This is a genomic window from Paenibacillus sp. FSL H7-0323, assembly GCF_038002725.1.
In the GTDB taxonomy this organism is placed as follows: domain Bacteria; phylum Bacillota; class Bacilli; order Paenibacillales; family Paenibacillaceae; genus Paenibacillus_AQ; species Paenibacillus_AQ odorifer.
The window spans coordinates 639,568-652,626 of record NZ_JBBODB010000001.1 but is presented as its reverse complement, the minus strand read 5'-3'; the positions used below and the strand labels follow the sequence as shown (position 1 = coordinate 652,626).

Below are 13,059 nucleotides of genomic sequence, written 5' to 3'. Positions count from 1 at the left end.
ATTACATCCTATTGCTCACTCTTGGCTTACCGATGCTTGCAAAATATTCCTCTGCCAAAATGCTGTAGATCTCCAGATCCACCAGACCTTTACCTGACCATACATGCGCCTGCCTTAACGTGCCTTCTTTCGTAAAGCCATTTTTCAAAAGCACCCGCTTCGATCGTTCATTAAAGGGCATAACCTCAGCTTGAATTCGATTGACTTCTGCAGTCTCAAATAAATATTTCACCACTAACTGAATGGCCTGAGCTGCAATCCCTTTTCCCCAATAAGGTTCCGCCAAAAAGTAACCGATCGTCACCATATCCACCTTTTGATTAAAATCCATAACTTCGATGATACCTAGCAATATGTAAGGGTTATTTTTGAGGAAAATCCCCCATTTCACTCTTACCCCTTTGGTAAAATCACGTTCGAAATGACCGATCATATTCTTGACTGTATCTTTATTATGTTTCGGAATAATTCCACAGTACTCAAATACTTGATCATTGCTATATATCCCAAATACCTCATTAAGGTTGCTGACTTCAATCTTTTTCAGTAATAATTGCTCGGATTCCAAAGTAGGGAATTGCTCAAATACGTGACTAAGCTTCAATTTGTTCCCTCCATTACTTTTTGATGGCTTGGATCAGGGTTGCAGTTTGACTTTTTTTCCTTTATTATCCTTTCCTTTATTATCCCCGGACACTTCCCCTGTACTGCGCGGTTCTAAGCTCACGAATATAAGGCTCTGCAGCTGGCATATCTGCCTCAACGGCCTGTTGAACAGCTAACTCGATGTCATAAGGCACTCTTACAAATTGCATATTCAAAGGAGCTGCTGACACTCCCATGTATTCTCCCTCCATAATCACATAAGATGCCTGGGTTAGATCAAGCGGATTCCCCACACTGCCTACGTTAAATAAGGTCTTACCTTCTAGATGTTGAATAAAAGCATTATGAATATCCCCGTAACCTACGATATCCGCTTGTCGTTTTTCCTGGCAGAGATCAGAATAATCAAACAAAGATAATCGCTTTTCATAATCATCCCAAGGTTGAACACGTTCATACAGGCTTCGTGGCGAAGCATGAAATAACCGTACAAATTTACCACTCATCATAAACTCAATCGAAAACGGCAACGTGCTTAAATAAGCTAGGCGCTCTTGACCTAACAACCCGCGGCACCACCGAGCCATCTCAAAATCAACATCCTGATTCATTAAATCATCCCAGTTCCCCATAACACTGATTTCACAATTCTTTTTTATGATATCAACGGCTAGATCTGAGTTCGGTCCTTTTCCAACAATATCGCCTAAACAAAAGACTCTGCTGATTCCCCGCTGCTGGATGTCATCTAAAACGGCCGTAAGGGCTGGTATATTTCCATGAATGTCTGAGATTATTGCAATTTGCTCCACTGTAGAACCTCCGTATATATTGATCTTTAAAAAAATTACTTATCCTAAAACTAATTGTACTGCATCATCAGCTGTTGCTCGTTTATAGGGCATTTTTGCCTTTCTTTTAGTTCATCCATCGACTGTTGCTCGTTTATAGGGCATTTTTGCCTTTCTTTTAGTTCATCCATCGACTGTTGCTCGTTTATAGGGCATTTTTGCCTTTCTTTTCACACTTTCAGCGGCTGTTGCTCATTTATAGGACATTTTTGCTTCTCTTTTTGCTACTTTGGATGATTTCAGCCAAATCCGAGGCGTTTATACCGTACATTTTACCATTCCAGCTACTTCAGTCCATTTCAACGGCATTTATACCGTACATTTTATCATTTCAGCCACTTCAGCACATTTCAACGGCATTTATACCGTACATTTCATCATTCCAGCCACTTCAGCACATTTCAAAGGCATTTATACCGTACATTTCACCATTCCTGTTACTTCAGCCCATTTCAGCGGCATTTATACCGTACATTCCACCATTCCAGCTACCTCGTTCTAGTCACACTTAATCTTTTGTAAACTTTATGGATTGTAAAATATCCTCTATCCTCTTCATATCTTCTTTATGTACTTCATCCACACTATAAGGGAACTGCACCATAAATGACATTTCCGGTTCCTCAATAACGTAATAGATAGCTTTTCCTTTACTCCCTTCCTCTTCGAATACTTCAGTTTCGTACTTTATGGACTCTAACCCGCCTAAACTAGCTTTACTTTTTGTCAGCTCCGCCCCGTTGTTGTAATTCGTTTGGGCATCCTCGAGCCATTTGTTGACAAGCTCCATGTCCTTAGGCTTAAATCCAAAGAGCATTACTCCCGGACCTTTAAGTCCCTCAGCAGGTTTATAATCAGTCGTAGAGACTATCAACCATAATGGCGCTCCATACTTCTCAGTTACAACCCAATCATCCGGATAGTTAAAGGTGATTCCAAAATTAGTATCCTCGTATTTAGTGGTATCCTTTGATTCATTACATCCGGTAATCATTACTATAATTAGTAGTATAGGCAGTAATTTCTTTAACATTCTTTAGCTCTCCCTCAATGTATGTATGTATATTATCTTTAATCCGGCTTCTAAATACAGATTCTATATTCTCTCTTACTTCCCTTCTTTGACCCTAAACCTAATTAAGCCAAAAAAGACCAGAATCACGTTTTCACATGTTCTGGCCTTACTTCTAAGCTGTGATATGGAGGAATCATAGTTCTGGCATTTCATTCACAATCTGTTCCAATGTAACCTCCTGGAGAACATTCTCCATTGCTTTTTGGGCGAGTGAGAACACAGGTACAATTGCACTGGCTATATTCTTGCCAACAGGACAATCGGGATTAGGATGCTCATGTACAGAAAACAACGAGTCCTCTTCCACCGCATTAACTGCCTTATAAATCTGCAGCAGCGTAATCTCGGATGCGCTACGTGTAAGCGAAGCGCCTGCGACTCCGGGGCGTGCATTTACTAGTCCTGCTTTTTGCAGCATACTCGTAAGCCGACGGATAACTACAGGGTTTGTGTTTACGCTACCAGCTATCCACTCCGACGTGCTTTTGCCTTCTTTATTGCTGTCAATCAACGTTAATATATGAATGGCTACCGCAAATCGGGTGCTAATATTCATGGAAATCTCTCCTTCTGCCTTGCTGCAAAACATCCTTCAGATGCAACTATAATAGTTACATTTCATGCATTTGTCAAACTTTTGAGGATATGAACAACTTATAATCTATCAATATCCTCCATATAGATTATTCCTCAATATGACACATATTATTGAATCCTACATCAAGAATTCAAGAACTGCATTTACTTTTACAGTAAATAGAGTAATAATTTTGAAATGATTAAATATAGATAGGTTGGTGCATTTTAATGAAAAAAGATCGTTGGGACATATTTATAATAATAATAGCTGTCTTTGAATTTATTAATATAATGTACAGTTTAATATTCGAACAATCCATAGAGTGGTTTTCTTTGATTATATTAATTCTCTTTGTTTCTTTAATTGTTAATTCTATTATAAGTAAAAACAAAAAAAATGATTAAATACAACTGCCAAATGGCACTCGTATCCTAAGTGTCTTTTCCTATCTTATCTTATCGAATTCCTTTAGGATCTCAGCCACCTGGGCAGCATATTTTTTACTCAGACGCGATTTGCCAAGATTACTCTTCACAATCTTAAGGATTCGGGCATCTCGGCTCTTTGCAAATCTCTCCAGCATAACAAAGCCTTCTTCAGGCTCATTCGCCACAAATACACTCAAGCTGTATTCAAGTCCCTTAGATAATACACGAAAATGCTCAGCGTCCTCATGTTGCGCTCCCCCACCATCTATACTCTCCATGATTCGGGCAGCCAACTGAAGACAATATAGCGTATTTTCTTTCTTTTTTAAAAGAGGAGGATGCGCTAATGCCGCTACAAAAGCCCGTTGTTCAAGCCTGTTCGCACCCTTCTCCCACATGTCAATCAGCTGCCTGAGCAGGGTGAAATCATCCTCCCCTATACTTTGCAGCGCCATAGCAGACGCTTCACGCACCCTCCATCGCGAATCATTCATAGCTGTCTTGATGCTGTTTTGAATCACTACTTGCTGTTCTTCTCCAGCGTAACTGTAATAAGCACCCAACGCCCTAACTGCACAAAACGGCAGAAACTCACGGGGATCATTCACCCCAGCTTCAGCTTCAGTAATGTCAGTCCAAGAGACGAGCAGCTCCCAGCCTGTATCTGTTAGATTAGGATGAGCGAATTGTTTGGCAAAATGGTCTGAGAGCTCCAAATTCACTCGTGGTCCTGGGAGTTTACTCTCCTGCATCATCAAATCATTAAGCTGTACCCACAGCTCCTTATCGTTTACCCATTGCTGAAACGGCACTTCAATCATCTTTTGCTCAGCCATCTCTGGTCCCTCCGATAGTTATCTTCAGATTTGAACAATTCCTTGCATCGCGTATGCGGGGCACAACCTATAAATAATAAGGTCTGTTCGCACACTACTCTTTATGCCTTAGTCAGAATAACAGGCTCACCTTTAGTCACGATAATCGTATGTTCAAACTGCGCTACCCGACCGTTATCTACAACACTTAGCGTCCAGCCATCCGATTGCTGCTCCACATAGTCCGCTCCAGTCGAGAGGAAGGGCTCTATTGTAATTACTTGTCCTTCCTTTAGCACCGTGGTCACTCTTGGATTATAGAAGGGTAGAATTTCAAAAGGCTTCTCATGCAGTGATTTGCCAATTCCATGGCTGCACAGATTACGCACCACTCTATAACCGCGTTTGCGAGCTTCAAGTTCCATCATTCTGCCGATCTCGTTAACCTTCATTCCTGCCCGCAGATGATTGATCACACTCATCATGGTTTCCTCTGTACTCCGGCATAAACGCAGAATATCATCGTTATAGGGCGGCAGTTGAAAAGAAACGCCAGCATCCCCATAATACCCATTCAGCTCAGCAGAGACATCAATGTTGATCAAATCGCCAGCATTAATCACTCTCGGACCCGGAATACCATGAGCAACCTCTTCGTTCACACTGATGCAGGTGCTGCCCGGGAAATTATAAGTTATCTTCGGGGCTGAGGATGCTCCGAAGCTTTCCAGAATCTCAGCTCCAATAAGATCTAACTCCGCAGTCGTCATCCCAGGGGTTACTTTCTTTTTCATCTCGGCGATGGTGTGGCCCACCACTTTTCCAATAGCTTTTAACCCTTCTAAATCTTGTACCGTATCACTTGTCATCCAACACACATTCCTCTCACTTCATGAATTAATCATTTGTCGAGCCTCTGAAATGCACTCCCTACCCACTGAAAAGTATCTTCCACTTGTTTGCCTGCTGCGTTATCGTAGTAACTTCTCTTGAAGCTATGCTCATCAACTTTATCCAGCTTTATGGAATACCGCTCAGGACTGCTGATAAACAGCTGATTTTCAGGTTTAATAGGCAGTTCTTCTATCACGTTATTTCTTCTGAGTGTAAAAAGCTTGTAGAAATAACCGTTACTCGTTCCATATTGTCCGATCGTAAAATCGGGATCACCATCTCCATTATAATCCTCAAACTGAAGCTGGAAAAAATCATTAAAGGTCTGGGCAAATTGATCATTTAACGGATAGCTACTCAGTGTTTTTCCATGCTCGTCAGTCACTACTAGCCTAAATCGGCCACTCCAGTTTCTTCCCGCTAACGGACTCGGTGTAGTCCAATCTTCGCTATATGTCCCCTCTAGCAGTTGCAGATTTAAAAATCCCGCTCTCCCTGTGACCGGAGACAGTTCATTATGTGATAGGGTTACTGGACCTGTTACCTCGACAGAAGTCTCCACAGGGTCTGCCTGTTCAATGTTCTCCGTATCGATTGTTCCATAAATGAGCTTTCTTAACTGGTCAGAGTTTTTTACAGGAATTGTGTAGCCCTGACTGCTGTTCTCTGCTGTAGTAAACATCCCTTCATGTCCAAGTTGATCTCCAAGCGCTATGTAATAATCTTCCGAATAGCCGTCCCCATAAACAAGCTTCATTTCAAACTCCGGACCCCAATCCAGATCATCAGAAAATTTCTTACTCTTGTTCATAGCCTCCGCAAGCGTCTTGATCAAAACAGAATCCTTTAGCGTTAAGCTCTCTGAGTGCAAAGGACGATCCGCTTGTTTCTGATCACTCGTTGCCACGGGTGTCAACGACACGCCTTCGATCCATCTGGCATTGATGAAGCCCAAATCACTTTTACATCCGCTTAACACTACGACCAATAACAAAGGTGCTATCCATATTAACCGCCTAATGCGAATCGCCTCCAATACATAAGCATATTCCAATTATAACAGTGTCTATAAATATATAAAAACGACTTTATGAACACGCGATTAAAAAAAGACTACAACCTGCTTATTAAAGCGTGGTTCTAGTCTTAAAATGGCAATTGATTAGATTGCTCCCATCGTTTTGAGCCAAGCATCCGCAATAAGTGCATGACCTGCAGGAGTAGGATGTACTCCATCATATGCCCAGTAAGCCGGTTCTGCTTTTACGGAAGCCGCTGCAAAAAGTCCATCTAGCGGAACCAGCGGCGCCCCATATTCACGTGCCAGCTCTCGGACAATATGAATCTTAGGATCAAGATCCTGACGCCAAGTTCTACGATCTTCCGGTACAGGCAAAACAAAAGGCTCTATAAGCACTAATTTAACATCCAAAGATTTCCGAGTGCGTTCGATCAGGTCCCGATATGAAGCTTCAAACTGCTCGGGAGTGGTTTCTTCACCAGAATCAAAACGCCGCCAAGTGTCATTAATTCCAATATAAATGGACACCCACGTCGGCTTCAAATCCAGGCAATCCTTATCCCACCGTCCCTGTAAATCAACAATACGGTTGCCACCAATACCACGGTTAAAAAAAGTAAGATTCTTCTCTGGATATAAATGCCCCAGTCGAGCGGCGACCATCATTGCATAACCTACTCCAAGTGATGAAGCGTCTTCATGATTACGCCCCCAGTCTGTTATGCTGTCCCCTTGAAACAGAATGACATCGTTTTGTTGGAATATCATAAATGAAATCCTCCTCTAACTACCTCTGTTAATATAACCCAATCTATTATATCAAATACAATGAATACAGCCTACTGTGAAACATCAATAATGCAAACATTTCACTAAAAAAACAATAACAAAAACCCCGCTCAGATTTGAGCAGGGTTTAGGGTTAAACTATATTAGTAAGCTAGGCTGAACAATCCTTTAATGTGGGACAAGTAACGGATATTACTTGCTTCCTTCATTAGAGTTGCAGGCAAGCCTTTTAACGGAGTAGAACTTGCACCAACGATGGCAACACCGTCTTTACGGCCTAAGCTAGCAAGTGTACCAGAGTTGATTGGGCTAAAGCTTTCAAACGATTTATTTTTCAAGAAGGCATACAGATTGTATCCGATCAATTCACCCATTTGCCAAGCAATTTGCGCAGTTGGAGGGTAAGGACGTCCGTCTTCTGCAAAGACCACCGCGCTGTCACCAGCAACGAATACATCTTTGTGGGAAGTGGATTGCAAGAATTCATTCACCGTTGCACGACCTCGGTTAACTTCAAGACCCGATTCGCCGATGAGTGGATTTCCTTGTACGCCACCAGTCCATACAAATGTGTTAGCAATAATTTTTTGACCGTCTTTCAAGTCAATCGCATTGCCTTCTACATTCGTAACAGGAAGACCTGTCAGGAATTGAACACCACGTTTCTCCAAGCTTGCTACAGCACGTTCGATTAATGCATCTGGCAATACTGGAAGGATTTTAGGACCTGCTTCAACGAGCATAAGCTTAATTTCTTTAGGATCAACGCCATATTTTTTAGTAAGTGTAGGCAATACATCCGCGATTTCACCAACAAGCTCAACACCTGTTAAGCCGCCGCCACCGATCAGGATGTTTGCATCTGCTTCATTTTTCGATTTCGCATATTCACGAATACGATCTTCAATATGTTGATGAATTTTGTTAGCATCTGCAGCTGATTTCAATACCATACTGTATTGTTCAAGCCCTGGAATGCCAAAATAAGCTGTAGTGCTGCCAAGACCTACAACAAGCGCATCATAAGTAAGTGTCACACCATCAGAAAGAACAATTTGTTTGTTCTCCACAGAAAATGAATTAACCTTCGCGATTTTCAGGTCAATATCTTTCCCTGCGAAAAGCTTAGTTAGAGGCATAGCTACAGCACCCTCTGCAACACTACCTGCTGCAAGACGATGCAATTCTGTAATGATTTGGTGGGTAGGATACTGATTAACTACAGTAATTTTAGCTTCATCTTTTTTGAGATATTTGCGTACGGTTAAGGCGCTTAGTAGACCACCATAACCTGCTCCTAGAATGACAATATGTTTAGACATGATGTTTCCTCCGTCCCTTACGTATAAGATATGAAAATGATTATTTCTGCTTACTGCGTTCTCCAGCAACTTGAAGGTATGCATTTACGAAACGGAAAAGCTTTTGCGCTTGCGGATCTTTCAACAACTTCATAAGACCAAAAAGACCAATAACTTCGTTACTTTCATTCGCACGATCTTTTGCTTCGATCACTGTAGCTGCCATATTCTTCGCGGAATGCACTACAGGTTCAGCAAGTTCTTTAATTGCACTTACCGTATCACTTTTCAAAACATCATCCGCTGCGACAGTTTGCACAAAGTCATAGGACTTTGTAAGCACGCCAACAAGCTCAGTTAATTTTGGCAGCTGTTCCACCAAGACTGTTAATGATTCCTGGACTTCTGGTTTCAAGAGCTGTTCTAGAACATCCATTTGTTCCTTGCTAACAGCTACTTTTGGTGATTCTTGTTCAGGTTGTGTTTGAGTGATTGATTCTGACATATCCAAATCTCCTCTGCAATAAGCTTTGCTGCTTAATAGTAATGAAAAACATAAGAACTTTTAACGCCATATTTCTATTATAGCACTTATCAAGTTATAAATGTCACAAAGTTTTTGAATTTCCATAAAAATTTGTGATTTTTATTACATTATAATAAATTATTTAAATTACTAGTGTTAATTAAAACCGTTTGAGTGAATTAATGTACAAATTCATTCAAATTCTTCTCAGTTTTCAATAAAACCTCCACAATGTCCATATTCTTCTCTGTTAGAAGTAACCTGAAATAAAGAGAACGCAGGAAGTTCTTTGTATTTATTCGATTAACGTACTGGCTGTGGCTTCTAGGCCAACTGCCACATTGCGCCAAGTTGAGAATCCAATCGGTTATAGACTGCTGTGGAAGTAAATGATGATCGATGATTGTAACTATAATAGTAGCAATCCGTTCATCTTCTTCCTCCCTGAATATGTATTGATCGTTATAAAGCATCTTTTGAATAACTGTCAGAACCTCTTCCCGCACCTCGGCATCACTCTCCGAGCATAAAACCAGCTCATCCAAGGCGTCTGCGCCATGGGCTGCTGCGTGTGCCCAGCCTTCTTTTTCCATATAACCTTTTAAGTCCCGTTCTTCCTCATAATAACGAATCAAACCCTGCTTCACCTTTATAAATTCAGAGCTATCCAATATAGCCATTTCCCTATGCCTCTGGAGAATAAGAGCAACAACCAATACAGAAAATGTTCTTGTATACACCGTCAGATCTTCTTTATTCCCAATGTGATAAAAAAGATGCTGCTCGTCAAGAAGTATCCACAGCAGTTCACGAAGCTCCGCATCATTAAACCAATGTTTCTCATTAATCCATTTGTAGAATGTGGAATAAATCAATTCATCACGCAGTACAGGCTCGGGATCTCCTATATGCTCAAGCATCAACTTCACATAATCCTTTATGTCCTCTCCACTTTTAAGCTCGTAGTCATTCTCTTCGATTCTTTGCAAATCTATCATCAATTGTTCTCTACTATTAATCAATTTATCCACCCTTTCATTCACTGTGTTTCTACATATCCTAATATCCTAATTTATGTCCTATTTTTTGACAACAGAGTGTTCAAGATTAACTTCAATAAATTTTATCATTGACGAATTTTATAAGCTGTGTTATTTTGAGTTAGTAACATTTAGTTAGTTCATTTACAAATATCAGGTGTTGATATTTTACAACCGAATACATACACAACGGAGGAATACTTATGAGCGCTTTTACAGACTTGATTCAGTCACGCAGATCCGCTATGAATTTTGTGGAAGGGGTTATCATCCCTCAGAATGAATTAGAGGAAATGTTCTCTTATGCCAGATTGGCACCCTCGGCCTATAATCTACAGCATACAAATTACAAAGTGATATCTAACGAGAGCTTAAAAGAAGAAATTCGCGAAGCAGCTTACGGCCAATATAAAATCCATACTGCTTCAGCAGTTATTGTAGTGCTAGGAGATAAGCATGCTTATCAGCAGGCTCCAGAAATCTATGGCGGGCTTAAAGCTTTAGGAGCGATGTCACAAGAGGAATATGATGAGCAAATAGAGATGATTAACAATGCTTACATTGATAAGGATGCTTTTCAAAGAGATGAAGCAATACGTAATGCCTCTCTCTCTGCCATGCACTTTATGCTGATCGCCAAAGATAAAGGCTGGGATACCTGCCCGATGATCGGCTTCGATGCTGATGCTATCCAATCCACCTTGAATCTGCCGGATCATATGGTACCTGTTATGCTGATCACGATCGGCAAAGACAAAAAACATAAAATCAGACCCCGCGGCTACCGTAAGCCAGTTAACGAATTCGTTGAATTCATCTGATTATAGATACAGCAAAACGTTCCATCCGAGGCAAGTAGCGGGTGGAACGTTTTTTAATTGGAACTCATCATGAAGATAATGAACCGTACGCCCGATATACAAGAGGGGCTCTACTTCGCATATTGTAAAATGGCTATCGCTGCTCGTTCCCGTCGTTCGGAGTCATCACAAATCAAAGCATCTTTCAAAATATTAAGCGCCTTAGAGAGTGTCTCCTCATCCAATTCCAGCGGACTATTCACTTCTTGTTCATTAGCAGAAACACCTGTAATCCACAGATCCAAGCGAGCACTTGGTTTGGGACCCTTATATTGTACAACCGTTGCACTTTGGTTAAATAACTCCCGCACGCCTGTGTTTAGTTCAGAAATCGGCACACTTTTCAACCACGTCACACCACGCCGATGGCATGTACCCTCGTCAACATTATCAGTAAACTCGTTGTAAAAATAATCTCCGAGGTCCCCGAGATGTACCCAATCTCCATCGGCCACCAGCACATAATCTCCATCTTGCATCGTATGTACAAATAGCTGAAGGGCTTGCAGATGTTGCGTAAGCTCCAACTCACTATATTGGTATGTGCCAATCAATCGATCACGAAGTTCCTCTGTGCTTAGATTCTCCAGATCCCCTATTCCGGGGTAGCCGATACTCACATAATTATCCTCCAAAAATGTGGTGATCCGCTCAATCCCCAGTGGCTTCGATCCCATCCGAAACAGATTCATATGTCATTCCTCCAAATACTTAATAAAATGCTTGTAGTAGCCCTTGGATTTGGGAGTAACAAACCGTCCATCATTCGCAGAATCCTTCATTAGTTTATGAAGCTTCGGACCTCCAGTATAGGGATCTACTACGCTAGCCTTAAGTCGTGTCGCTTGGATTGCCTTCTGAGGACAAGAATAAACACAACGCATACATAATAAACAATTTTGACTGAAAACAATTCTTTCTACGCCGCTACTAATATTGGATGTTGGACAGTTTCTGACACATTTTAAGCATAGTGTGCAAGCGTCCGTTGTACGCAATCCTTTGGCGAAGTATTTTCCCCCTTGGTGCTCCTCACAATAATACACTGTTCTCAGAACCCGCTCCAACACAGGGTGAATCGGCAGATTTCGTGGTGTCCGCTTTACGATTTCCTCTGCAAACAATTCCACCTTACGCTGTGCGGCTTGATACAACTGCTTATTCAACCTGTCATCATATTTAATATAAAAATTACATGGCATCGCCAAAATCGAATTGTGAAAGGGATTATATCCCTTCCCACGCAAAGAACGAAGCACCGTATTCGAAGCACCGTTATTGATATAGTGTGGAGAGGATGCCGTTTTGAATACAAATGCCGGGGTTCCATTACAATCAGGTAGCCCTTCTGCAAAACGTTCAACAAAACCGGAAGCGCCAAAGCCTAGAACCGGATGACCAATACCTATAAGATCATAGGCTTCATATTCTACAGAACGAGTGCCTTTAAAAACATCTTCCACTCTAAACAAATCTACATCTTGCCCTTTACTTCTTAGCCTTTCAGCAAATTGCTTAGCAATAATCTCCGTATTGCCCGTACCTGAGAAATAAAATATGGCCGTCTTTGCATTATGCATTCCATCCCCTCCCAGATCAAATATACCTCATTCCCGTCTGGGAAAGCTGTGAAGTTGAGATGGGTTTTGGCTAATTCGGACTCAGTTGCTCTTATTTCCATAATTCCGCTCATTTTGCCACACTATCGGACTCAGTTGCAGCTATTCGCTCAAATGTGCTCCTTTTCTGCGCAAATCAGGGGCAATAAGAGCTATACAGTCCGAAACCTTCGCAAAATGAACCCATATGCTGAAATAGCTGCAATACGGTCCGATACGATCTCAATCGAGCAAAAGGTAGCTGGTTTCGAGATGTAGGCGGCTAGGTTGAGCTATAGGGAACTAATTCCACGCACGGTGTAGATAGGTTGAGCTATAGGTAGCTAATTCCGCACGGTGTAGATAGGTTGAGCTATAGGGAACTTATTCCGCACGGTGTAGATAGGTTGAGCTATAGGTAGCTAATTCCGCACGGTGTAGATAGGTTGAGCCATAGGTAGCTAATTCCGCACGAAGTAGTTAAGTTGAGCCCAAGACAGCTAGTTTAAGCAATGGGCAGCACGTCTAGGATCAAATTTGGCAGGCGGTGTTCTTTTTAACAACTGTCCGGACTCAGTTGCTCTTATTTCCATAATTTCGCTCGTTTTATCACACTATCGGACTCAGTTGCAGCTATTCACCCAAACCTGCTCAAATATTGTACTTAACAAATCC

The 13,059-nt window shown here is 41.5% G+C and carries 14 protein-coding genes; 1 reads left to right on the top strand and 13 read right to left on the bottom strand.

Going from position 1 to position 13,059, the window contains the following annotated elements; translation table 11 throughout:
• Nucleotide 1: 1 nt before the first annotated feature.
• The 11 genes from MHH89_RS03030 to MHH89_RS02980 form a co-directional block, all read right to left on the bottom strand.
• Nucleotides 2-604: a GNAT family N-acetyltransferase gene (locus MHH89_RS03030; protein ID WP_051491425.1), complete on the bottom strand. Its 603-nt coding sequence runs from the start codon at nt 602-604 to the stop codon at nt 2-4.
• Nucleotides 605-683: 79 nt separating this feature from the next.
• On the bottom strand, nt 684-1,418 hold the full coding sequence (locus tag MHH89_RS03025) for a metallophosphoesterase family protein (protein WP_076279843.1): 735 nt from the start codon (nt 1,416-1,418) through the stop codon (nt 684-686).
• 547 nt (nt 1,419-1,965) lie between these two features.
• Entirely contained in the window at nt 1,966-2,490 is a 525-nt protein-coding gene (locus MHH89_RS03020; protein ID WP_076129947.1) for a hypothetical protein, read from the bottom strand.
• A 175-nt stretch (nt 2,491-2,665) separates the two neighbouring features.
• Nucleotides 2,666-3,088, bottom strand: coding sequence for an Rrf2 family transcriptional regulator (locus tag MHH89_RS03015; RefSeq protein ID WP_076100677.1), 423 nt, complete (start codon nt 3,086-3,088; stop codon nt 2,666-2,668).
• A gap of 469 nt (nt 3,089-3,557) precedes the next feature.
• On the bottom strand, nt 3,558-4,376 hold the full coding sequence (locus MHH89_RS03010) for a hypothetical protein (RefSeq protein WP_341086303.1): 819 nt from the start codon (nt 4,374-4,376) through the stop codon (nt 3,558-3,560).
• 101 nt (nt 4,377-4,477) lie between these two features.
• Nucleotides 4,478-5,224, bottom strand: coding sequence for a type I methionyl aminopeptidase (map, locus tag MHH89_RS03005; RefSeq protein ID WP_076218952.1), 747 nt, complete (start codon nt 5,222-5,224; stop codon nt 4,478-4,480).
• A 32-nt stretch (nt 5,225-5,256) separates the two neighbouring features.
• Nucleotides 5,257-6,243, bottom strand: a complete 987-nt coding sequence (locus MHH89_RS03000; protein ID WP_143761996.1) for a hypothetical protein — start codon at nt 6,241-6,243, stop codon at nt 5,257-5,259.
• 168 nt (nt 6,244-6,411) lie between these two features.
• Complete coding sequence (locus MHH89_RS02995) at nt 6,412-7,038, bottom strand: SGNH/GDSL hydrolase family protein (protein WP_341086301.1); 627 nt, start codon at nt 7,036-7,038, stop codon at nt 6,412-6,414.
• A 164-nt stretch (nt 7,039-7,202) separates the two neighbouring features.
• Nucleotides 7,203-8,381 carry an NAD(P)/FAD-dependent oxidoreductase gene (locus MHH89_RS02990; protein ID WP_036685891.1) on the bottom strand — a complete coding sequence of 393 codons (1,179 nt, stop codon included), beginning with the start codon at nt 8,379-8,381 and terminating at the stop codon, nt 7,203-7,205.
• A gap of 40 nt (nt 8,382-8,421) precedes the next feature.
• Complete coding sequence (locus MHH89_RS02985) at nt 8,422-8,865, bottom strand: DUF1641 domain-containing protein (RefSeq protein ID WP_036685888.1); 444 nt, start codon at nt 8,863-8,865, stop codon at nt 8,422-8,424.
• Nucleotides 8,866-9,065: 200 nt separating this feature from the next.
• Complete coding sequence (locus MHH89_RS02980; RefSeq protein WP_341086299.1) at nt 9,066-9,908, bottom strand: DUF2785 domain-containing protein; 843 nt, start codon at nt 9,906-9,908, stop codon at nt 9,066-9,068.
• Between the two features lie 221 nt (nt 9,909-10,129).
• On the opposite strand from MHH89_RS02980, the gene MHH89_RS02975 reads away from it, so the two are divergent.
• Nucleotides 10,130-10,747, top strand: coding sequence for a nitroreductase family protein (locus tag MHH89_RS02975; RefSeq protein WP_076129923.1), 618 nt, complete (start codon nt 10,130-10,132; stop codon nt 10,745-10,747).
• Nucleotides 10,748-10,857: 110 nt separating this feature from the next.
• Here the strand turns inward: MHH89_RS02975 and MHH89_RS02970 are convergent, their stop codons facing one another.
• Both MHH89_RS02970 and MHH89_RS02965 read right to left on the bottom strand, forming a co-directional pair.
• Nucleotides 10,858-11,478 carry a hypothetical protein gene (locus MHH89_RS02970; protein ID WP_341086298.1) on the bottom strand — a complete coding sequence of 207 codons (621 nt, stop codon included), beginning with the start codon at nt 11,476-11,478 and terminating at the stop codon, nt 10,858-10,860.
• Between the two features lie 3 nt (nt 11,479-11,481).
• A complete protein-coding gene (locus MHH89_RS02965) occupies nt 11,482-12,366 on the bottom strand; it encodes an EFR1 family ferrodoxin (protein ID WP_076189790.1) in 885 nt (294 codons plus the stop codon).
• Nucleotides 12,367-13,059: the final 693 nt, after the last annotated feature.

What these genes read in the sequence shown, in the direction of transcription:
- MHH89_RS03020 (WP_076129947.1), bottom strand. Translation starts at nt 2,490, where the DNA reads ATGTTAAAGAAATTACTGCCTATACTACTAATTATAGTAATGATTACC.
- MHH89_RS03015 (WP_076100677.1), bottom strand. Translation starts at nt 3,088, where the DNA reads ATGAATATTAGCACCCGATTTGCGGTAGCCATTCATATATTAACGTTG.
- MHH89_RS03010 (WP_341086303.1), bottom strand. Translation starts at nt 4,376, where the DNA reads ATGGCTGAGCAAAAGATGATTGAAGTGCCGTTTCAGCAATGGGTAAAC.
- map (WP_076218952.1), bottom strand. Translation starts at nt 5,224, where the DNA reads ATGACAAGTGATACGGTACAAGATTTAGAAGGGTTAAAAGCTATTGGA.
- MHH89_RS02995 (WP_341086301.1), bottom strand. Translation starts at nt 7,038, where the DNA reads ATGATATTCCAACAAAACGATGTCATTCTGTTTCAAGGGGACAGCATA.
- MHH89_RS02990 (WP_036685891.1), bottom strand. Translation starts at nt 8,381, where the DNA reads ATGTCTAAACATATTGTCATTCTAGGAGCAGGTTATGGTGGTCTACTA.
- MHH89_RS02985 (WP_036685888.1), bottom strand. Translation starts at nt 8,865, where the DNA reads ATGTCAGAATCAATCACTCAAACACAACCTGAACAAGAATCACCAAAA.
- MHH89_RS02975 (WP_076129923.1), top strand. Translation starts at nt 10,130, where the DNA reads ATGAGCGCTTTTACAGACTTGATTCAGTCACGCAGATCCGCTATGAAT.
- MHH89_RS02970 (WP_341086298.1), bottom strand. Translation starts at nt 11,478, where the DNA reads ATGAATCTGTTTCGGATGGGATCGAAGCCACTGGGGATTGAGCGGATC.
- MHH89_RS02965 (WP_076189790.1), bottom strand. Translation starts at nt 12,366, where the DNA reads ATGCATAATGCAAAGACGGCCATATTTTATTTCTCAGGTACGGGCAAT.